This is a genomic window from Hyunsoonleella aquatilis (assembly GCF_014270105.1).
In the GTDB taxonomy this organism is placed as follows: domain Bacteria; phylum Bacteroidota; class Bacteroidia; order Flavobacteriales; family Flavobacteriaceae; genus Jejuia; species Jejuia aquatilis.
Genome location: NZ_JACNMF010000004.1, coordinates 459,278 through 479,885, shown reverse-complemented (window position 1 = coordinate 479,885; position 20,608 = coordinate 459,278). Strand labels below are relative to the sequence as shown.

Below are 20,608 nucleotides of genomic sequence, written 5' to 3'. Positions count from 1 at the left end.
TTAGTCGGTTATAAATTCAGATATTATATGCAATTTGGATTCTGGAACAAAAAAACAATTCCTTATTCCGTCATCCTCCGACCTTTGTATTGATGATACCCTTTTTAAGCCTTTTTCGGTATGGTTGAAAAATGAGTACTTAAGATCCTTAAAAAAGGAGTCTAATTCATTCTCTATGGTGTTAAACAATGTTTCGCAAATGACGATTGGCTCAAATTCTAATAGAGCCTCTTTTCCGGATTGCAAAATATCAATCTCCGTGCCTTCAGTGTCAATTTTTATAAGGTCTATTTTTTTTATTCCTTCTTTTGCGACAAATTTTTCCAGAGTTATGGCGTTTACGGTGTTTTTTACGAAGTTCCTAGAAGTAGTTTTTGTACCGGCATTCCCTTCTCCAGCCAGATTATGTTTTAGGTACTTGTATTTTACGTTTTCCACCTCGTAAAAATCAATTTTTCCTGATGTGTTACTTAGTGCGACATCAAGGGCCTTAATATTTTGTTCAAAATTATTTAATGCTATATTTTTTCTGAGGTAAAATTTTGGTCCAAGAGCTGGCTCGAAAGCATAGGCTTTAATATTAGGGTTTGCTTTTGCGGCAATCAATGAGTAGTATCCAATGTTTGCGCCTATGTCCAAAAATGTGTTTATTTTCTTGGATAGTTTTTCAAATATTTCAGAGTATTCAAAACTTTTATATCCTTCCCAAAAAAGCAATTGTGTAAGATAGCTTGTTTGGTTAGTAGCCAACTTTACTTTCCCAGAGTCTAAATTTACCTGAAGATTTCCTGTAGGCGGGAGGCGAAAATGTTTTGGCAGAATGAGCCTTAATACAAGAAGTAAGTTTCTTACGACATAGTTTATTTGCCTTTGGTAGATTATTTTATAAACGATTTGTTTGAGTTCCATATTTTAGATAAGAAATTTGATTCCCCAAATTGAAAAAAGAAATCTGAGCTAAGATTTTGATTTGAGCATATATCTGACAATATTAAAGTATTAAAACCTCATAGAAAAAAGAAGATGAATAAAATTATTTTGTTATTAATTTTTTTAGGTACGGGTGCACTAGCACAAAATATAAATAATGGGTTATTGCTTGAATATGAGTTTGATGGAAATGCGGATGATAGTAGTGGAAATGAATATCACGGAACGAATTATAGAACAAGTTTTGTAAATGATAGATTTGGGAATCCCTTTTCGGCCGCTTTTTTCAACGGAATAGACAGCTATATTGATTTGCCCAATCTATTGGAGCTAAAACCTGCTTTGCCAGTATCTTTCTCATTTTGGATAAGATATGACAGTAATGATTACAAGGATAGAGACGTATTTAACACCTCTTTCAAAGAAGACGAAAGCTCAGGCGTAGTCTTTAATTCTCAGGCTTCAACTGGTAAGTATGCTGTAAATTATGGGGATGGTTCAAGTATCTACACTTCGGCGACCCGGAAAACTTATGTTTCCAATTCTGTTATTGAAGTAGGTGAATGGCATCATGTTATTGGTATCGTAAGTTCGGGATTAAATATGAAGATATATGTAGATTGTGCTGAAATTAGTGGTACATATTCTGGTTCTGGAGGGGAGTTGAAATATTCTGATACTCCTGGAAGTATTGGAAGGCATGACAGAGATATAGGTATTCCAGCAAATTATTTTAAGGGAGCCTTGGATGATTTTAGATACTGGAATAGAGAGTTAACGCAGAAAGAAGTTGAAAGCCTTTGCACTTATTTAAGTGCTTCCAATTTTTCGCAAGTAGCACAAGACGTAAAAGTTTATTCAATTCCTGGTACGGGAGTCATAAAAATTAAGTCTAGTATTGATTTTGATAAAGTAGCAATATTTAATACTTTAGGAGAGCGTGTTTATTACGGTGCTCATGCTTCAGATATACATTTAAAAAGACAAGCAAAAGGGATATATTTCGTAAAGCTTTCTTTCAATGGACAAATAATTTCAAAGAAATTCGCTTTGCTTTAGTTGTTAAACTTGATATACAATAGCATTAATATGCATGCCTGCACCTACGCTGGCAAAAATAACGATATCACCTTTTTCGACCTTATGATTTTTCATCTTATTATTTTTTACCAAGTCATACAGGGTGGGAACAGTAGCTACTGAACTGTTGCCTAGTTTTTGGATGCTCATCGGCATTACGTTTTCAGGAATTTCGGTTCTGTAGAGTCGATAAAAACGATTTAGTATAGCTTCATCCATTTTTTCATTAGCTTGATGAATGAAAATCTTTTTTACATCTTTAATGTGCGCACCACTTTTGCCCAAACAGGTTTTCATTGCTTTTGGAACATTTGTCAATGCAAATTCATAGATTTTTCTGCCGTCCATTTTTATGTAGCGGGTATCCTTGTCTAGCCCTGGATTATTGGAATGTCCAAAGAAGAGGTAATAGGCTTCGTCATATGTGTAGCTAGCCGATTCATGGGCTAAAATACCACCATCCTCGTCGGTTTCTTCGATTATTGTAGCGCCCGCTCCATCCGAATAAATCATACTATCCCTATCGTGTTTGTCCACCACTCTAGATAAAGTTTCGGTACCAATGACCAAACAGCGTTTCGCCATTCCGGACTGGATGAACGCCTTGGCTTGAATTAAGCCCTCAACCCAACCTGGGCAACCAAAAAGAATATCGTAAGCCACACATTTTGGGTTTTTAATTCTTAAATTGTGCTTTACACGAGATGCCAAAGACGGGAGCATATCGCTCTGGATGGTATTGTGTTTTACATCTCCAAAGTTATGAGCCACAATGATATAGTCAATGGTTTCAGGGTCGATATCGGCATCGGTAATTGCTTTTTCGGCCGCAATGGAGCCTATGTCGGAGGAATTTAAATCGTTGTCGGCGTATCGACGTTCAGAAATACCTGTTATAGATTTAAACCTTTCAACAATCACCTCATTTGGTGAATTGATGGAGGAACCGTCCGCATTTAAAAATGTATGGTTGTGAAAGTTTTTATTTTTTTCAATATTGGACGGAATATAGCTGCCCGTCCCGGTAATCTTGATAGACATAAGTGTGAAAATTGCTATTAATTAGTCGATTTATAGCAATATACTTTCTTTTGATGTAAGCTCCATCAATTAGAATAATTATTTACGATGCCCAAAGCGCTTTTTATGTCTCTACGTAATCGGCAATCGGGGTACATGTACAAATAAGATTTCTGTCGCCATAGGCATCATCTACACGCCTTACACTTGGCCAAAATTTGTTTTCACGTATGTATGCCAATGGAAATGCTGCTTCCTCCCTAGAGTATGGAAAATACCACTCATCAGCAGTAATCATTTCTAAGGTGTGAGGTGCATTTTTCAAAACATTATTGTCATCATCTTTTGAGACACTATCAATTTCATTTTTAATGGAAATCATAGCATCACAAAAACGATCCAATTCGTTTTTGCCTTCACTTTCCGTAGGCTCAATCATTAATGTTCCTGCCACTGGAAAGGATACCGTAGGTGCGTGAAATCCATAGTCCATCAATCGTTTGGCGATATCTGTTACTTCTATGCCGTTTACTTTAAAAGGTCTGCAATCCACAATCATTTCATGGGCCGCTCTCCCTTTTTCACCTGAATACAGCGTGTTATAGTAGCCATCCAACCTATGTTTTATGTAGTTGGCGTTCAAAATCGCAACTTTTGTAGCTTCCGTTAATCCCTCTGCACCAAGCATTTTGATGTATCCGTATGAAATCAAACAGGCTAGGGCAGAGCCAAAAGGTGCGGCCGAAATGGCTGTAATTGCTTTTTCGCCACCAGTTTTAAGTACTGGATTACCTGGTAAAAATGGGACGAGTTGTTCAGCAACACAAATTGGCCCAACACCTGGGCCACCTCCACCATGAGGAATGGCAAAAGTTTTGTGCAAGTTGAGGTGACACACGTCAGCACCAATGTTTCCAGGATTTGTCAATCCTACTTGAGCATTCATGTTGGCACCATCCATGTACACTTGCCCGCCATAGTCGTGTACAATTTTTGTGATTTCCTTGATAGCGGATTCATATACGCCATGGGTTGACGGATAGGTAACCATTAAGGCTGCAAGATTGTCCTTATGCAGCTCGGCCTTTTGTCTTAAATCGACAACATCGATATTGCCTTCCACTGTGGATTTTGTAACAACAACTTTCATACCTGCCATTACCGCGCTTGCAGGATTAGTACCATGTGCTGAGGATGGAATCAAACAAATATTTCTATGATGGTCACCACGAGATTCATGATAGGCTTTGATGACCATTAGGCCCGCAAATTCACCTTGGGCGCCTGAATTGGGTTGCAAGGAAGTGGCGGCAAAACCTGTGATTTCTGTCAGTTGGTCTTCCAATTCTTTTAAAACGATTTGATAACCTTTGGCCTGTTTCAGTGGTGCAAAAGGATGGATGTTCCCCCATTTGAACCAACTTAAAGGTAACATTTCGGAAGCCGCATTCAATTTCATCGTACAAGAGCCCAAAGAAATCATGGAATGGTTTAATGCCAAATCTTTTCGTTCCAAAAATTTAATATATCGCATCAATTCGGTTTCCGAATGATAGCTGTTAAAGATAGGTTCGGTTAAAAACTCCGATGTTCTTTGTAGTCCTTTTGAAATGTGATTTTCCTCTTCGATAGAAGAAATCACAATCGTTTCGGTTTTGGCAACAGTTGCAAACACAGAAATCAAATAATTGATATCCCTTACAGAAGTAGCTTCATTGATGGAAATAGTAACGGTTTCCTTATCGGGATAGCATAAATTGACCTTTTTCTCAGTAGCTACTTTTTTAATGGCTTTCGCTTTTGTTTTTATTTGAAGCGTGTCAAAATAAGAGGTATTCACCTGGGAATAACCTAATTTTTCTAACGCCTTGGCCACAACAACAGCTTTATAATGAACTTGATCCGCAATAAATTGCAAGCCATTCGGTCCATGGTAAACCGCATACATTCCAGCCATTACGGCCAAAAGTACTTGGGCAGTGCAAATATTGGACGTGGCTCTATCCCGTTTAATATGTTGCTCCCTAGTTTGAAGCGCCATTCTAAGCGCTCTATTGCCGTTGGTGTCTTTGGTTACCCCTATAATACGGCCAGGGATTTCTCGCTTGTAAGCTTCCTTGGTGGCAAAATAAGCGGCATGTGGGCCACCGTAACCCATGGGGATCCCAAAACGTTGGGTGGTGCCAACCACTACATCTGCCCCAAATTTACCGGGCGCTTCCAATTTCACCAAACTTAAAATATCGGCAGCAACAGCTACTTTAATTCTAGAGTTATTGGCATTTTCGATGAAAGATTTGATATCCGAAACTTGACCATTTTTACCGGGATATTGTAAGATGGCTCCGAAGAATTCTGTTGAAAAATCAAATTCATTTTCATCCCCTACCACTAACTCAATACCTATAGGTGTTGCCCGTGTCTTCAGTAAAGAAAGGGTTTGAGGCAAAATATTATCCGAAACAAAGAATTTGTTAATTCCGGCTTTTTTCTGGTCGCGTTCCCTAACAGCAAATAGCAAACCCATGGCTTCGGCGGCTGCGGTACTTTCATCCAGGAGAGAAGCATTGGCTAACTCCATTCCCGTTAGGTTGGTTACCATAGTTTGGAAATTCAAAAGTGCTTCCAATCTTCCTTGTGCAATTTCGGCCTGATACGGGGTATAAGCCGTGTACCAGCCTGGATTTTCCAAAATATTGCGTTGGATTACTGCCGGCATAATGGTTGGGTGGTAGCCCAAACCGATGTAAGTTTTGTACGCTTTATTCTTTTTTGAAAGCTCATGGATATGCAGCAAATATTCATGCTCGGTCATGGGTTCTTCCAAATTCAAACCGTTTTTTAAACGTATTTCCTTGGGGATGGTTTCGTTAATCAATTCATCCAAAGTATCCAAACCAATGGCCTCGAGCATCAATTTTTGATCCTCTTCCCTTGGCCCAACATGACGCAGTGCAAAAGCGTTTGTATTCATAGCAAAATTTAATAAAAGTGTTATTCACTTCATTATGTAATTCGCAAAATTAAGTAATAAAGGCGGTGTTTTATTGCATAAAAACGAAAGTTTTTAACTTTTTGAAAGCTTTATTAACATCATTAAGCAATAATCTTAAATTTATCATAAAATGAAAGACGATCTTTCCCGGTTGCCTATTCGCTAACGGTAAAGTATAAGTATTTTTGCATCATGTCTTTCCTGAAACAACTTTTTAATTTCTATATCAATAGTAGTATTCATGTGGCTTTGGCCGTGTATGCATTGGCATGGATAACACTTCTGGAGTTGGAGCTGGATTATGATGAAAACCTACTGTATTTTATTTTTTATGCCTCTATCACAGGGTATAACTTTGTGAAGTATTTTGGGATAGCGAGGTTTCATCATAGGCAGTTGGCAGATTATTTGAAGTGGATTCAAGTGTTCTCATTCTTCTGCTTTGCGCTGATGTGTTATTATGGATTTTATCTTGAATTGAAAACACTTGCAGTTAGCCTTGTATTAAGTGTTTTGACATTTCTGTATGCCATTCCATTGTCTTCCAACAGAAAATTTGCTTTACGAAATATTAGCGGCTTAAAAGTTTATGTGATTGCTTTCACATGGGCAGGCGTAACGGTAATGTTGCCTTTGGTAGAATTGAATTTGGAAATGAATGCAGATATTGTTTTGATGATGCTAAAGCGTTTCCTTTTTATAGTTGTGCTGATGTTGCCTTTTGAAATTCGGGATTTAAAATATGATACTGCAACATTGGGAACATTACCTCAAAAACTAGGCCTAAAAGGAGCAAAGCGATTAGGTATTTTTCTTTTGATACTATTTTTTGTAATGGAGTTTTTTAAGGATGAAACACGTGTGTCCTACATTTTTGTGTTGCTCGTGATTGCTGTTATTACGGGAATCTTTGTAGCGTTTTCAAAGGTAAGCCAGGGGAAATATTACAGTGCGTTTTGGGTGGAAGGGATTCCAATGCTTTGGCTTATCCTGCTTTTAATGTTTGGCTAATTCCTCATTAAATTTGGCCTCCATGGCTTGCTTCGCTTTAGGATCCAAACAATCAGGTTTAGCAGACTTTACAGCCTCGGTAAGTTTAGTGTTGCGCTTGTAATAGGCGCGGGTTATCCTGCACCACGACAGGCGAATATTCAGTTTGATTTTTTCCCATCCGCTAGCCTCATCATATTGCGCTTTATCGCATATATGTTGTGCCTCTTCACAGCTTATAAATAAAAACCTTTTCTTCATTGTTAAAACCAATTTTTATCGAGACAATCCGCCAATGCAGTTCTCGCTCTATGGATGATTACCCACAGGTTAGACGCTGTAATATTTAGTTCATTACAAATTACTTCAGTTTCGTAATTTAAAATGGTTTTCATTTTAAAAACATCCGCTTGTTTTTTAGGCAATTTGCCCAAACAGTTATGAATTGCGTCTCCAAGTTCATTGTTCTGCAACGTGTCTTCGGCAGTTTTATCAAAGGGATCCGCCACACGCTCTTCTAGCCAGTCGCCCTCGCTCTCGGCATCCTTGTAATTAATCCGCACTTCGGCTTTGCCCTTGTTAGAATTAATTTTCCGGTAATAATCTATAATTTTTCTTTTTAGGATCGAAATGAGCCATGTGCGCTCGCTGGCCTCTCCCTTAAAGTTTTTCATGGATTTCAGCCCCGCCAAAAAAGTTTCCTGCACCAAATCTTGTGCCATTTCCCTATCGCTAACACGCGTAATAGTATAGTTAAAAAGGTAGTCGGAATATAGGTCAATCCACTTATTAGGATCTATTTTATGTTCGGGCATTCAGATAGCGCTTTTTTTTGAAAATCAAAAATACGCTAAATAATTGAATTTTTTCTTTGTTTATTGATTAGGTATGTTATGAATACAAAGTACGAAGCAATTAGCATTGGAAATACAAATGCGATTGTGATTTGAATAACATTATTTTCAAATAACCCAATGTAAAAAAGAGTTGCTATTAAAGAAATGTTGATAAAAGCCAAAAGCCAGTATTTTTTCAAATGAACCTTTACGATATCCGTGAATTTATTTCTTAAGAAAACTAAAATAATGGCCAATATTAATTGTGTTATACCCAGAAAAAATTGGGCGTACATGCCTATCAGGATGTAAATAACGCTGGCATAAAGGACCAGAGTAACCAAATATGCAAAACAGTTTATGTAATGTAGTATTTTCATATGACGAAATATTAGTGTTGAGCTTTTTGAATCCGTTTAGACTGTCTAGAAATCCGCCTTCCTCTGAAAAAGAAAAACAAATTGATGAACAACATTATTCCCAAGTAAATTGAAAAACCTCCTATTTTTTTACTTAATATCTCGATGAGGTATTGGTAACTCATTTCATTATTGCCGTAATACGTGATTTTTAGAATGAGCATTGCCCAGCCAATATTAATTAGATAGAAGCCTATTTCGAATAACTTATTTGTGGCCATTGCTATGTCTTCCTTTCCCTTAAAGATGTCAATCATAAATAGTTTGCCATTCTTAAAAAGCATTTTGGACACATAAATTGTTAATGCGATGACGATTGGTAGATAGATTAAATAACCGATAATGATTTTTGAATTTTCCATAATTTATAGATTTAAAACTTTTGATTTTATTAGATAATTAAGACAGAGCACATTGTTGTAGTGTAATACCGCAAGCCCCATAATTACTATTCCTAGATGATAACTTAGACTATTGAGCAGTTGTGATATTGAACCAATATTTTCCCAAAAGGCTATAGTCACTATCGCATATCCTAAATTCACCAAATAGTACCCCACTAATAGGATGTTGTTAATACTTTTGGCAAGTGAGATGTTGTTACTTAAGAGATGAATGAGAAATACTTCGCCATTTTTATAGAATAGCCATCCAACATAAATCGTTATGTAGCATATCATGGGAATGTAACATGTGTATGTAAGGATATTATAATTCATTCTTAACTATTTTTAAACTTTCAGAAAATATTGAAAGTAAAATTTAAAATTTTTTATTTTATTAATTTCATTAAAGATTTAGTAATCCAGGTTTGTTCTTGGTTTGCTATTTTGTTCAGTAAGGCATCTGCCGTATCCGCTAAATCGTGTAATGCTTTGGTTTGTTTAATCAATTCTTTGGTTTTTGTTGTGCCATCGTCTTTTATTGAACTTACTTCTTTTAATACTTTTATAACTGGCTTTATTTCCCTGCGGCTACGTTCTTTGGCGATGTGTCTTGCCAGTTCCTGTACATCTTTTTCAGTGGTAAAAAATTCTTTGCGCTCACCTGGAACCAACTCTTTGGTAACAATGCCCCAGTCCATTAACTGACGTAAATTCATGCTGGTATTGCCGCGGGAAATCTTGAGCTCCTGCATAATCTCTTCCATGGACAGTGGTTTGGTTGATATAAAAAGCAGGGATTGAATCTGAGCCATAGCCTTGTTGATGCCCCATAGTGTGCCCAAACTGCCCCATGTACTAATAAATTTTTCTTTCGCTTCTTGATATTCCAAAATCCTTAATTCTAGGTTTCTGATACAAAGATAGAAATAATTTCTAAACTTTCAATAATTATTGAAAGTTTATTTTGGGTGCTTTTGAATATTTACAATATTTAAAGAGTTAATAACTCACCAACTCCCTATTATACTTCTGTTTGTAGGCTACAGGTGTTAACCCTGTATGTCGTTTGAATAAATTACGAAATGCTTTGGTGTCGGAATATCCAATTGAAAACATTACCTCATTGATGGTTTTAGGGGAGGATTCCAATGCATTTTTAGCTACTTCAATTTTTACACGTTGTATGTATTCCAAAGGGGTATTGCCTGTAGCCTTTTTAAATCGGCGAATAAAATTCCTTCGGCTCACGGCCAATTGTTCGGACAGGGCATCCACCGAAATTTTCTTGTCAATATGTTCCTCAATGTAGGTCTGCGCTTCTTTTATTGTAGTGTCGGAATGTTCCTTTTGTCCCATAAAAATAGCAAACTGATTTTGGTTGTCCCTATCGATATCTATTTCAAATAGTTTCGAGATATAAATGGCCACTTCTTTTCCACAGTATTTTTGAACCAAATGCACAATGAGGTTCAAAAAAGAATAGGCACCCCCACTGGAGTAGATGCCTTCTTGGTCGGTTACAATCTTTTCGGGTTTTACGTCAATATGGGGGTAACGTTGTTTAAACAGTTCGATGCCCGCCCAATGCGTAGCGCATTGCTTACCATCGACTAAACCGGTTTCCGCCAAGAAAAAAGCACCCATACACAAACTGGCAATTTCTGCATTGTGCACCAACCGCTGCTGTTGGATCCATGGAATAAAATCATAGTTGGCTTCTACATCTTGAATTACACTCTGGGGCAACACGGCGGGAATGATGATGAGGTCTGTTTTCTCGATGTCCTCAGGCGTGGCAGTACTATGAATGGAAAATGCCCCATCATACAATATGGACTCTTTGTGTATCCCTACCAAATCGATTTTAAACATTGGCGATGTGCTCCGTCCCGATTGGGTATAAAAATCATTGACGGCACTAAAAATTTTATAAGGCCCAACCACACTGCTTAGAATTGCATTTGCCCTAGGAACCAAAATTGTTACATGTTTTGTCATTATAAATGATTGTAAAAGTGGCTTTTAAAAGTAGCACATTTATCTGTCGTAATCAACACCCTAAAGTGTCAAATTTGCCCACTGTAACCGATTTGATGATTTTATATTTTTGAAAGGAAGTCAAAGCAAAGAAAATAAATATTCATCAATACATTTGAACATTATGACAACAAAAGAAGTTGCTGAAAAGCTAGTAAATTATTGCAGGCAAGGGCAGTACGCCGAGGCTGTACAAGAGTTGTACTCACCAAATATCGTAAGTATTGAGCCCGATGGGGCGCCCGTAAAAGTATGTGAAGGCATAGAGGCTGTGATTGCAAAAGGACAACAATTTCAAGAAATGACAGAGGAAGTCCATGGCAATGAAGTATCAGATCCAGTAGTGGCGGACAAGTTTTTTTCTTGCAGTATGAAAATGGATGTTACCTTTAAGGGTGCCCCAAGAATGACCATGGAAGAAATTTGTTTGTATCAAGTTGAGGGTGGCAAAATTGTGCACGAGGAATTCTTTTTTACGCCGATGCAACAGGGGTAATAGTTCTTTTGCAACACTTAAATTTTTAGCTGACCTGCAAGGTTTCAAAAACCTTGTAGGTCTTGTAGCATTATTTAATTTGCAAATGAATATGGTCATCATGACGCACAGCTTGACAGCCATGAAATCTAATTCGAGCCTCATTTGACAATCCTAGCGACTGCTTCAAATGGGGCTCTATAAATATTTTTTGAGTTGACGAATTGGAAAGTAACTGTTGTAAAAGGTGTTTGGTTCCTTCTTGATAGAAATCCAATTCATGGATAGTTCCAAAAGAAAGGTATTTGGTAAAGTCGTACTGCCGATATCCATTGTTTCGACATCTTTTTACAGTATAATTATCTTCAGAATTTGCATAAACCCCATAACCTGAAACCGATGGCTTTTTGTCCGTAGACTCTTTCTTTTCATCTAAATACATCAAGGAAAGGTCTACTTTCTTACCATCGTTATGACTTAAATGCGGAAACAAAGGGAAGCCGTCAATAAATGGGAAGTTGGCATCCAGATAGGTGATGGGCATGCTAGTAGATTTATAAAAAACCGATGCGTCATTTTGCAATTGTTTCTTTAGGTTGGGTGCGACATAATTTCTGAACAATAAGGGGTAGCACCAGTTTCTAGGTTTTATTTCTTTACTGAAGGTTGGTAATTTTTCCCTGCCAAAGGATTTAGCGATAGGGGGTATAATAGCAATATTGAAAAGTAAATAAAGTATTGGAAACACAAATCGTTTTCGAATGCTCATGTGTTTTGAAACCCCAATACTAAGCAACCAAATCAACCCACCAATCTGAGTGAGGCAAGTAAGGAAAGTAAAAATAAAAAGGTGTTTTATTAACTTAAGAAGATTCACAATGGCTTAAACGTTTTGACTTTTAAACGTATAACACTTCCAATTAATATGTTCATATTCATATTTTTTGATTGCCTATCCAACCCTTAAAATTTTCATAAAGGTTGCAGGTATATTAATTTGTCCTGTCTTAATTTATTAAATTGAAGAAGTTTCGACCAAATATAATTTGCAATGAATTCAAAAATATACACCCGGAGGGAAATGGCTAAATTGACAGGCTTATCTGCATTAGGTCTTTTAATGTCGCAAAATGCCATGTCATTTAATTTATCCAATACAATGTTAAAGCGCTCGATTTTTTCATCCAATGAAAAACTGCCGGTAATCGGACTGGGTACCTGGCAAACCTTTGATGTTAAAAGCTCACCTACAGTTGATACCACACTGGTAAAGGTCCTAGAAATCTTAAGGGAACAAGGAGGTAGCGTCATTGATACGTCGCCGATGTATGGAAGATCAGAAGAGGTAGTTGGTGATTTGACGAAAAAAATGGGTATTGCCGATGATTACTTTTATGCTACAAAAGTCTGGACTTCTGGAAAGGAAAAAGGTATACAGCAAATGGAAAAGTCCTTTCAATTGATGAGACGAAAACAAATGGATTTGATGCAAATTCACAATTTGGTGGATTGGGAAACCCATGTAAAAACTTTAAGGGATTGGAAAGAAAAAGGGAAAATCCGGTATTGGGGCATCACGCATTATTTGGATTCGGCCCATGAGGCATTGGAAAAAGTGATTCAAGCTGAAAAGCCTGATTTCGTGCAGTTCAATTATTCGATTAGGAATAGACATGCTGAAAAATCACTTTTTCATACGATAGAAAAAAATGGCACGGCCGTATTAATCAACCGTCCTTTTGAAAGTGGTTCGCTTTTCGGAAAAACTAAAGGCAAGCCAATGCCCTTATGGTGCCTGGATTATGATATCAAAAGCTGGGGACAATTCTTTCTGAAGTTTATTTTATCGAATGAATTGGTGACCTGCGTGATTCCCGGAACCTCGAAACCGAAACATGCTTTGGATAATATGATGGCAGGTTTCGGTAGAATGCCAGATACAAAAACTCGAGAGAATATGTATAGTCTTATTAAAAATTTGTGATTTAGGACACTTCTTCCAATAGGCCGGCACGTCTCAATAGAGCCTCAGGTCTGGGTTCTTGCCCCCTAAAACGTTTATAAAGGGTCATTGGGTTTTCAGTACCCCCTTTGCTTAATACATGCTCCTTAAATTTGTCAGCGATGGATTTGTTAAAAACCCCATTTTCCTTGAAATACTCGAACGCATCGGCATCCAAAACTTCAGCCCATTTGTAGCTATAATATCCAGAGGAATACCCGCCTTGAAAAATGTGCGAGAACGCTGTACTCATGCAGGTTTCTTTAGTTTTGGGGTATAAAGTAGTGTTTTCAAAAACTTTGGATTCATGTGCTTTAACATCGGCAATACCGCCTGGATCTTGCCCATGCCAACTCATGTCTAACAAGCCAAAACTCAATTGGCGCAACGTCTGCATGCCTTCCAAAAACGTGGATGATTTTTTAATTTTTTCAATCAAATCCATGGGGATGGTTTCCCCGGTTTCGTAGTGTTTGGCAAAGAGTTCCAAAGCCTCTTTTTCATAACACCAGTTTTCCATTACCTGACTGGGCAGTTCCACAAAATCCCAAAACACGCTAGTTCCCGACAAACTTGGATAAGTAGTGTTGGCCAACATCCCGTGAAGGGCATGTCCAAACTCATGGAACAATGTGGTAACTTCATTAAAAGTTAGAAGCGATGGTTTGGTTTTTGTCGGCTTGGTAAAATTGCAAACTATGGAAATATGTGGTCTGCTGTTTTCACCATTCTTAATGTACTGAGGTTTGTAAACCGTCATCCACGCCCCGTTGCGTTTTCCGGGTCTTGGGAAAAAGTCCGCATAAAAAATGGCTACAAAATTGCCTTTGGTATCGGTCACTTTATAGGTCAATACATCTTCGTGATACTTATCAATGGAGTCAATTTCCTCAAACTTCAAATCGAAAAGTCTATTAGCAATCGTAAAAGCACCATCAATAACATTTTCTAATTTAAAATAGGGCTTCAATAGCTCATCGTCCAAACTGAACAGTTTTTGTTTCAGTTTTTCAGAATAATATGAGCCATCCCACTTTTGAAGTTGTTCAATCCCATCTAATTCTTTTGCAAACTCCTGGAGCTTTTTAAATTCCCTTTCTGCCGCAGGCTTTGCTTTTTCCAAGAGTTCATTGAGGAACTTTTGTACATTTTTCGGAGTCTCTGCCATGCGCTCTTCCAGCACAAAATGTGCATGGGTTTTATAACCCAAAAGCTTAGCGCGTTCGTGACGTAACTTTGCAATTTCAAGAACATTCTTTTGGTTGTCCAACTCATCATTTTTGAAAGATTTGCTCCCTGCCGCAAGCGTTATTTTTTTGCGTAGTTCCCTATTGTCGGCGTAAGTTACAAAAGGGATATAACTTGGGTAGTCCAAGGTGAATAACCAGCCCTCTTTGTCTTTTGATTCGGCCAATTGTTTAGCGGCTTCTTTAGCGCCATCGGGCAGTCCTGATAAATCTACCTCATTTGTAATCAACATTTCAAACTTGTTGGTTTCCGCCAGAACGTTTTCGCCAAATTTCAATTTTAACTGACTCAGTTTTTTGTCGATTTCGCGCAGTTGCTCTTTTTTCTCTTTTGGAAGGTTAGCTCCATTTCTGGAGAAACTTTTATACTTTTTGTCCAAAAGGGTTTCTTGTTCGATGGTCAGATTGAGACTAGATTTTAAATCGTAAACTGCCTTTACACGTTTGAACAAATCTTCATTTAAGGTAATGTCATTGCTGAATTCAGAAAGAAGAGGAGAGACTTCTTGCGCTGTTTTTTGAATGTTTTCATTTGTTTCGGCCGCGTTCAAATTGAAAAAGACGCTCGAAATACGTTCCAATTGCTTCCCTGAAAAATCCAAGGCTTCAATGGTATTCTCAAAAGAAGGCACCGTGTTATTTTGTGCTATTTGAGCAATTTCAATTTTAGCATCGGCGATAGCCTGTTTGAAGGCGGGCAAAAAATCTTCGTCCTTTACTTTTGAAAAGGGAGCAGTTTCGTAAGGTGTATTGAAGGGTTGGAGCAGAGCGTTTGAATTCATTGATAATAAAAAAATGTTAAAGTTTCAATTTGTTATGCTAGCATTGTACATTTTGTATATTTTTGCACAGATTTTTCAGAGGAGTTGAAAGACTCGTAAGAATTATTGTTAATAGCTAATGAAGCCCCGATTTGTCGGGGTTTCTTTATTTTAGGCCTTTGGCAGATTCGTTTACCTTTACCTTCAGCCCTTCCTTGTAAGCTATAATTTTGTCCAAAACACAGGGGTCGCTGGAACCTATGATTTGTGCTGCTAAAATCCCTGCATTTTTTGCACCATTAAGGGCTACTGTGGCTACGGGAACACCCCCGGGCATTTGTAAAATGGACAACACGGAATCCCATCCATCAATAGAATTACTACTTTTCACGGGCACTCCGATAACCGGCAGAGGCGACAAGGATGCAATCATTCCTGGCAAGTGTGCCGCACCCCCAGCACCAGCAATAATTACCGCAAAACCTCGGGTGTGAGCATTTTTGCCATAGTCAAAAAGCTTTTCTGGAGTGCGATGGGCGGACACGATGTCTACCTCAACTTCAATATCAAAACCTTTTAAGATGTCAATCGCATCTTGCATTACGGGAAGGTCACTTTTACTTCCCATGATTACGCCTACTTTATTCATAAATTCCAAATTTTGAAATTCCAAATCCCAAAAATTATTTAATTGAACCTATTGGAATTTGGTTTTTAGTTGTCGTGATTTATCCACTTATGACTTTAATCGATTTTTTAACTTCCTCAGCAACTCTTCGGGCCTCATTTAAATCTTCATTTACGATGGTTACATGACCCATTTTTCTAAACGGGCGGGTTTGTTTTTTGCCATAAATATGTGGCGTAACACCCTCCATGGTCATAATATTTTCAATATTTTCATAAACTACATTTCCGGTGAAGCCTTCGGCACCCACCAAATTTACCATCACACCTCCCACTTTGCTATCTGTTCTTCCTAAAGGTAAATCCAAAATGGCTCGTAAATGTTGTTCAAACTGGGAGGTGTAGCTAGCCTCAATAGTTTGATGACCAGAGTTATGGGGTCTTGGAGCTACTTCATTAACAAGAATTTCGTCCTCTTGGGTTTGAAACATTTCTACCGCCAACAAACCAACATGACTAAAAGCTTGGGAAACCTTTAAAGCGACTTCACGCGCTTTTGTGGCCACATTATCCGCAATTCTAGCTGGGCAAATTACGTATTCCACCTGATTAGCTTCGGGGTGAAATTCCATTTCAACAACAGGGAAGGTTTTTGTGACGCCAGAGGCATTTCTTGCAACAATCACGGCGAGTTCGTTTTTAAAAGGAATCAATTCTTCAGCAATACATTCTCCTTTTGGCAAGCCGTCCAAATCTTCTAAAGTCCTTACAATTTTTACCCCATTGCCGTCATATCCAAATTGAGCCGCCTTCCAAACAAAAGGCAATTCCAATCCACCATTTTGTAAGGCATCCTCAATTTCCGAAAGATATGCAAATCGCGTAAAATCAGAAGTAGGGATATCATTGTCCCTGTAAAACAACTTCTGTTTGGCTTTGTTTTGGATGGTGCGCAAAGTTTTCGATGCAGGATAAACCTTTACGCCTTCTTTTTCGAGAGCTTCCAGCGCATCTACGTTTACGTTTTCAATTTCTATAGTCAAAACATCCACGTTTTTGCCAAAGTTGAAAACAGCATCGTAATCCATTAAACTTCCCAAATGAAATTCATCACATGCTATTTTGCACGGGGCGTCTTCACTGGCTTCTAAAACACAGGAATAAATATCAAATTTCCGGGTATTATATAGCAACATTTTGCCTAATTGACCGCCTCCTAAAATACCCAGTTTGAAATTTGAAGAAAAATAATTCATCGTAAAATTTTAGTTGAAATCTGAATTTTAAACTACTGCAAAAATACATTTAAAAATGGAACGTACAGCACCAAAAATGTGAAGTTCCAGAAGATGAAGAGAATTCTTGAATCCATTGTGAACACTGGGTTTATCGATAATGTGACCAAAAACTTAGGTGTAATATTCGATAAGTGGAATAAAAACTCGGATATAATTTTCCGATTTAATGCTAGGTTTGTAATATACTATTAATTAAGCCATTAAATTAAAGATTACCCCATGAAGAAAACTACTTTTTTAAAATATTTCGGTGCATTTTGTTTGGTGCTATTGTTTACTGGAATTAGCTTTGGGAAGGAAGATATTGCTGATTACGGAAAGAACACGGTATTTGCTGATGAAAACAACTTGCCCTATAATTTGCCATTGACTCCGGATTTTACGGTAATGGCAAAAATAAAGATCAATATTGCCGGGTCTAACTTGTTTACCTGGTCCAATGAAGAAGGACAGGTCTTTTCGTCTATTACCATTACCGATGATTTCAGGTTGCATTTTAGTATCCCTGCCATAAATTACCAGATTACCTCTCACACATCATTGGAATCCGGGTGTCACCATCTTGCAGTGGTATGTGATGCTGGTCTGATCACCTTGTATGTAAACGGGGTAGCGGAAATTTCTACTCAGATCAACCTGGTAGAATTGGCTGGCCTGATGGGTACTGTCAACCCTGCAACCATTAAAGGAAATTTGAAGGATTTGGGTGGATTTGTCATCAGTGAATTTGCATTGTTTGAAGACCCGCTAGCACAGGTTTTAATCCACCAATTTATTTCATCCCCTCCAGTAATTACCTCGGATGCGGAAATTGGATTGTTGTTAGCCGTAAACTTTAATTTACCGGGGATGCCATTTGAAGGATTAAGTGGGACTTGGTTAGCAGAGATTTGTACAACCCTCACTTCTGATGACTTGGATCAAAATAAATTGAGCGTACACCCAAACCCAACATCAGACTATATTAAGTTATCAAAAACCTTTGCAAATAGAACTTTTAGTGTACATGATATTCTGGGCAAACAATTAATGAGAAGTGCAGTTGGTACAAATGGAGAAATCGATGTCCGCTCATTAAAAAGTGGAATGTATTTTCTCAGACTAGATAGTGAACGTTCCGTAAAATTCTTCAAAAGATAAATTCGAAATAAATAATTTTTAAAAGGCCATAACTTGGATGTTGTGGCCTTTTTTGTTTCATAGCAATTCATACGAATACTGTTGAGTAGAAATCGTAAATCGAAAATATCGCAAATCGCAAATCATTTAATTATCTTTGCATCTTTCAAACTAACCAAAAGGTGATTCAACTTCACGATAAATTTTTTAAACCATTTATTTCTGCCGAAGAAATTGAAACCGCGGTGGACAGATTGGTGGCTGAAATTGCAAACGATTTTGCAGACGAAGTTCCTGTTTTTGTGGGGGTTTTGAACGGTTCGTTCATGTTTACCAGTGATTTTGTGAAGAAATATCCCCATCCTTGCGAAGTCACTTTTATAAAATTGGCCTCTTACGAAGGTTTGAAATCCTCCGAAGACATTCAGCGCTTAATTGGATTAACACAGGATTTGACTGGAAGGACGGTAATAATCCTTGAAGATATAATTGATTCGGGGAAAACACTTGCAGAAGTGTATCGTATTTTTAAAAATGAAAAGGTGAAAACCTTGAAAATTGCTACACTTTTTTTCAAGCCCGAGGCATACAAAAAAGACTTTAAATTACATTATGTAGGCATAAAAATTCCTGATAAATTCATAGTTGGTTATGGCTTGGATTATGACCATTTGGGTAGGGATTTACCAGAAATATATCAAATAAAAGAAACGCAACACATGACTAATCTAGTATTATTTGGCCCTCCGGGAGCAGGTAAAGGCACGCAAGCCGATTTTTTAAAGGAAAAGTATAACCTCGTTCATATTTCTACGGGTGACGTTTTTCGATATAATATTAAAAATGAAACCGCTCTTGGCATGTTGGCCAAATCATATATTGATAAAGGTGCTTTGGTGCCGGATCAGGTTACTATCGATATGCTAAATGCCGAAGTTGAAAAAAATACGGATGCCAATGGGTTTATTTTTGACGGATTTCCAAGAACCAATGCGCAGGCTGATGCTCTAGATGAGTTGATGGATAGTAAGGACTCTCAAATCAATGCGATGATTGCTTTAGAGGTTGATGACGAAATTTTGGTTGAACGTCTTTTAAAACGAGGTGAAACCAGTGGCAGGGCTGATGATGCGGACGAATCTGTTATCCGAAATAGAATAAAGGTGTACTACGCCGAAACTGCAATTTTGAAGGATTACTATACTGCACAGGATAAATATTACGGCGTTAATGGCGTAGGTAGTATTGAAGAAATAACCAAAAGGTTAAGTAGCGTAATAGACGCATTATAGTGCTTTTTACGAGAGTTTAAACTTGAAACTTTGAACTTGAAACTTTAAACTCGAATATGACCGAAGGAAATTTTGTCGATTACGTAAGAATGTATGTGGCTTCCGGAAAGGGAGGGCAGGGTTCTGCACATTTACATCGAGAAAAATATATTGCTAAAGGAGGCCCCGACGGAGGAGATGGTGGTCGCGGAGGTCATGTTATTATTCGAGGGAATTCAAACCTTTGGACACTTCATCATTTAAAGTTCAAAAAGCATATACGCGCTGGTCATGGCGAGCATGGGAGTAGTAGCCGGAGCACTGGAGCCGATGGCGAAGATGCGTATATTGATGTCCCCTTGGGCACAGTGGTTCGGGATACTGAAACCAATAATGTTATCTTTGAAATTACCGAACACGGTGAGGAAAAAATTATTGTAGAGGGTGGTAAAGGCGGCCTAGGCAATTGGCATTTTAAATCCTCGACTAACCAAACGCCGCGCTATGCGCAACCCGGTCTGCCCATGGAAGAAAAATACATCACCATGGAGCTTAAAGTACTGGCTGATGTTGGATTAGTGGGGTTCCCTAACGCAGGAAAATCAACACTGCTTTCTGTTATTACTTCTGCTAAACCAAAAATTGCAGATTACGAGTTTACCACTCTAAAGCCTAATTTGGGAATAGTAGAGTATCGTGATTTTCAAACGTTTGTTATGGCCGATATTCCCGGTATTATTGAAGGTGCGGCCGAGGGCAAAGGTTTGGGACATTATTTTTTGCGCCATATCGAACGTAATTCGGTATTATTGTTTTTAATTCCTGCAGATGCCGATGATATCAAAAAACAATACGATATCCTTTTGGATGAATTGAGACGTTATAATCCTGAAATGTTGGACAAAGATCGATTGATAGCCGTTTCAAAAAGCGATATGCTGGATGCTGAATTAAAGCAAGAGCTTAAGGCTGAACTAGATAATGAAATTCCTATTCCTTATCTATTTATTTCATCAGTTGCCCAAAAAGGCATTACCGAACTGAAAGATAAGTTATGGAAAATGTTGAACGATTAATTGCCCTGAATTTTATTTCAAGCATTTTTTTCGTTTTTT

General features: G+C 37.8%; 19 protein-coding genes. 7 read left to right on the top strand and 12 right to left on the bottom strand.

The window, feature by feature from the left end; translation table 11 throughout:
- Nucleotides 1-717, bottom strand: coding sequence for an FkbM family methyltransferase (locus H7U19_RS13710; RefSeq protein ID WP_222597438.1), 717 nt, complete (start codon nucleotides 715-717; stop codon nucleotides 1-3).
- A 306-nt stretch (nucleotides 718-1,023) separates the two neighbouring features.
- Here H7U19_RS13710 and H7U19_RS13705 point away from each other — a divergent pair, with 306 nt between their 5' ends.
- The gene (locus H7U19_RS13705; protein ID WP_186563307.1) at nucleotides 1,024-1,989 is read left to right on the top strand and encodes a LamG-like jellyroll fold domain-containing protein; all 966 of its coding nucleotides are present in this window, start codon (nucleotides 1,024-1,026) and stop codon (nucleotides 1,987-1,989) included.
- A gap of 3 nt (nucleotides 1,990-1,992) precedes the next feature.
- Here the strand turns inward: H7U19_RS13705 and H7U19_RS13700 are convergent, their stop codons facing one another.
- The gene (locus tag H7U19_RS13700; RefSeq protein ID WP_186563305.1) at nucleotides 1,993-3,051 is read right to left on the bottom strand and encodes a 3-oxoacyl-ACP synthase III family protein; all 1,059 of its coding nucleotides are present in this window, start codon (nucleotides 3,049-3,051) and stop codon (nucleotides 1,993-1,995) included.
- 103 nt (nucleotides 3,052-3,154) lie between these two features.
- Nucleotides 3,155-6,004, bottom strand: coding sequence for an aminomethyl-transferring glycine dehydrogenase (gcvP, locus tag H7U19_RS13695; RefSeq protein ID WP_186563303.1), 2,850 nt, complete (start codon nucleotides 6,002-6,004; stop codon nucleotides 3,155-3,157).
- A gap of 213 nt (nucleotides 6,005-6,217) precedes the next feature.
- Between gcvP and H7U19_RS13690 the strand changes: the two genes are divergently transcribed.
- On the top strand, nucleotides 6,218-7,036 hold the full coding sequence (locus H7U19_RS13690) for a UbiA prenyltransferase family protein (protein WP_186563301.1): 819 nt from the start codon (nucleotides 6,218-6,220) through the stop codon (nucleotides 7,034-7,036).
- Here H7U19_RS13690 and H7U19_RS13685 read toward each other — a convergent pair.
- From H7U19_RS13685 to H7U19_RS13665, 5 genes are all read right to left on the bottom strand, one after another.
- Entirely contained in the window at nucleotides 7,022-7,276 is a 255-nt protein-coding gene (locus H7U19_RS13685) for a hypothetical protein (protein ID WP_186563299.1), read from the bottom strand. The two genes, H7U19_RS13690 and H7U19_RS13685, sit on opposite strands and share 15 nt — an antisense overlap.
- 2 nt (nucleotides 7,277-7,278) lie before the next feature.
- Nucleotides 7,279-7,830: a sigma-70 family RNA polymerase sigma factor gene (locus H7U19_RS13680; RefSeq protein WP_186563297.1), complete on the bottom strand. Its 552-nt coding sequence runs from the start codon at nucleotides 7,828-7,830 to the stop codon at nucleotides 7,279-7,281.
- A gap of 412 nt (nucleotides 7,831-8,242) precedes the next feature.
- On the bottom strand, nucleotides 8,243-8,632 hold the full coding sequence (locus H7U19_RS13675; protein ID WP_186563295.1) for a hypothetical protein: 390 nt from the start codon (nucleotides 8,630-8,632) through the stop codon (nucleotides 8,243-8,245).
- Between the two features lie 410 nt (nucleotides 8,633-9,042).
- Nucleotides 9,043-9,546, bottom strand: coding sequence for a GbsR/MarR family transcriptional regulator (locus H7U19_RS13670; RefSeq protein ID WP_186563293.1), 504 nt, complete (start codon nucleotides 9,544-9,546; stop codon nucleotides 9,043-9,045).
- A gap of 109 nt (nucleotides 9,547-9,655) precedes the next feature.
- Nucleotides 9,656-10,654, bottom strand: a complete 999-nt coding sequence (locus H7U19_RS13665; protein WP_186563292.1) for a GlxA family transcriptional regulator — start codon at nucleotides 10,652-10,654, stop codon at nucleotides 9,656-9,658.
- 163 nt (nucleotides 10,655-10,817) lie between these two features.
- Between H7U19_RS13665 and H7U19_RS13660 the strand changes: the two genes are divergently transcribed.
- A complete protein-coding gene (locus H7U19_RS13660) occupies nucleotides 10,818-11,189 on the top strand; it encodes a nuclear transport factor 2 family protein (protein ID WP_186563290.1) in 372 nt (123 codons plus the stop codon).
- A 70-nt stretch (nucleotides 11,190-11,259) separates the two neighbouring features.
- Here the strand turns inward: H7U19_RS13660 and H7U19_RS13655 are convergent, their stop codons facing one another.
- Complete coding sequence (locus tag H7U19_RS13655) at nucleotides 11,260-11,937, bottom strand: hypothetical protein (protein WP_246454808.1); 678 nt, start codon at nucleotides 11,935-11,937, stop codon at nucleotides 11,260-11,262.
- A 282-nt stretch (nucleotides 11,938-12,219) separates the two neighbouring features.
- Between H7U19_RS13655 and H7U19_RS13650 the strand changes: the two genes are divergently transcribed.
- Entirely contained in the window at nucleotides 12,220-13,152 is a 933-nt protein-coding gene (locus tag H7U19_RS13650) for an aldo/keto reductase (protein WP_222597437.1), read from the top strand.
- Between the two features lies 1 nt (nucleotide 13,153).
- On the opposite strand, the gene H7U19_RS13645 is transcribed toward H7U19_RS13650, so the two are convergent.
- The 3 genes from H7U19_RS13645 to H7U19_RS13635 all read right to left on the bottom strand — a co-directional run bounded on the left by H7U19_RS13645 (nucleotide 13,154) and on the right by H7U19_RS13635 (nucleotide 17,061).
- Nucleotides 13,154-15,199 (bottom strand): M3 family metallopeptidase, encoded by a 2,046-nt coding sequence (locus H7U19_RS13645; protein ID WP_186563288.1) that lies wholly within the window; start codon nucleotides 15,197-15,199, stop codon nucleotides 13,154-13,156.
- A 145-nt stretch (nucleotides 15,200-15,344) separates the two neighbouring features.
- On the bottom strand, nucleotides 15,345-15,827 hold the full coding sequence (gene purE, locus H7U19_RS13640) for a 5-(carboxyamino)imidazole ribonucleotide mutase (RefSeq protein WP_186563286.1): 483 nt from the start codon (nucleotides 15,825-15,827) through the stop codon (nucleotides 15,345-15,347).
- Nucleotides 15,828-15,906: 79 nt separating this feature from the next.
- Entirely contained in the window at nucleotides 15,907-17,061 is a 1,155-nt protein-coding gene (locus H7U19_RS13635) for a 5-(carboxyamino)imidazole ribonucleotide synthase (RefSeq protein ID WP_186563284.1), read from the bottom strand.
- 261 nt (nucleotides 17,062-17,322) lie between these two features.
- Here H7U19_RS13635 and H7U19_RS13630 point away from each other — a divergent pair, with 261 nt between their 5' ends.
- The 3 genes from H7U19_RS13630 (at nucleotide 17,323) to obgE (ending at nucleotide 20,569) form a co-directional block, all read left to right on the top strand.
- Nucleotides 17,323-18,243: a T9SS type A sorting domain-containing protein gene (locus H7U19_RS13630; RefSeq protein WP_186563282.1), complete on the top strand. Its 921-nt coding sequence runs from the start codon at nucleotides 17,323-17,325 to the stop codon at nucleotides 18,241-18,243.
- Between the two features lie 161 nt (nucleotides 18,244-18,404).
- Nucleotides 18,405-19,514 (top strand): adenylate kinase, encoded by a 1,110-nt coding sequence (locus H7U19_RS13625; RefSeq protein ID WP_186563280.1) that lies wholly within the window; start codon nucleotides 18,405-18,407, stop codon nucleotides 19,512-19,514.
- Nucleotides 19,515-19,570: 56 nt separating this feature from the next.
- Nucleotides 19,571-20,569, top strand: coding sequence for a GTPase ObgE (gene obgE / locus H7U19_RS13620; protein WP_186563278.1), 999 nt, complete (start codon nucleotides 19,571-19,573; stop codon nucleotides 20,567-20,569).
- Nucleotides 20,570-20,608: the final 39 nt, after the last annotated feature.

What these genes read in the sequence shown, in the direction of transcription:
- H7U19_RS13705 (WP_186563307.1), top strand. Translation starts at nt 1,024, where the DNA reads ATGAATAAAATTATTTTGTTATTAATTTTTTTAGGTACGGGTGCACTA.
- H7U19_RS13700 (WP_186563305.1), bottom strand. Translation starts at nt 3,051, where the DNA reads ATGTCTATCAAGATTACCGGGACGGGCAGCTATATTCCGTCCAATATT.
- gcvP (WP_186563303.1), bottom strand. Translation starts at nt 6,004, where the DNA reads ATGAATACAAACGCTTTTGCACTGCGTCATGTTGGGCCAAGGGAAGAG.
- H7U19_RS13690 (WP_186563301.1), top strand. Translation starts at nt 6,218, where the DNA reads ATGTCTTTCCTGAAACAACTTTTTAATTTCTATATCAATAGTAGTATT.
- H7U19_RS13685 (WP_186563299.1), bottom strand. Translation starts at nt 7,276, where the DNA reads ATGAAGAAAAGGTTTTTATTTATAAGCTGTGAAGAGGCACAACATATA.
- H7U19_RS13680 (WP_186563297.1), bottom strand. Translation starts at nt 7,830, where the DNA reads ATGCCCGAACATAAAATAGATCCTAATAAGTGGATTGACCTATATTCC.
- H7U19_RS13675 (WP_186563295.1), bottom strand. Translation starts at nt 8,632, where the DNA reads ATGGAAAATTCAAAAATCATTATCGGTTATTTAATCTATCTACCAATC.
- H7U19_RS13665 (WP_186563292.1), bottom strand. Translation starts at nt 10,654, where the DNA reads ATGACAAAACATGTAACAATTTTGGTTCCTAGGGCAAATGCAATTCTA.
- H7U19_RS13660 (WP_186563290.1), top strand. Translation starts at nt 10,818, where the DNA reads ATGACAACAAAAGAAGTTGCTGAAAAGCTAGTAAATTATTGCAGGCAA.
- H7U19_RS13655 (WP_246454808.1), bottom strand. Translation starts at nt 11,937, where the DNA reads ATGAGCATTCGAAAACGATTTGTGTTTCCAATACTTTATTTACTTTTC.
- H7U19_RS13650 (WP_222597437.1), top strand. Translation starts at nt 12,220, where the DNA reads ATGAATTCAAAAATATACACCCGGAGGGAAATGGCTAAATTGACAGGC.
- H7U19_RS13645 (WP_186563288.1), bottom strand. Translation starts at nt 15,199, where the DNA reads ATGAATTCAAACGCTCTGCTCCAACCCTTCAATACACCTTACGAAACT.
- purE (WP_186563286.1), bottom strand. Translation starts at nt 15,827, where the DNA reads ATGAATAAAGTAGGCGTAATCATGGGAAGTAAAAGTGACCTTCCCGTA.
- H7U19_RS13635 (WP_186563284.1), bottom strand. Translation starts at nt 17,061, where the DNA reads ATGAATTATTTTTCTTCAAATTTCAAACTGGGTATTTTAGGAGGCGGT.
- H7U19_RS13630 (WP_186563282.1), top strand. Translation starts at nt 17,323, where the DNA reads ATGAAGAAAACTACTTTTTTAAAATATTTCGGTGCATTTTGTTTGGTG.
- obgE (WP_186563278.1), top strand. Translation starts at nt 19,571, where the DNA reads ATGACCGAAGGAAATTTTGTCGATTACGTAAGAATGTATGTGGCTTCC.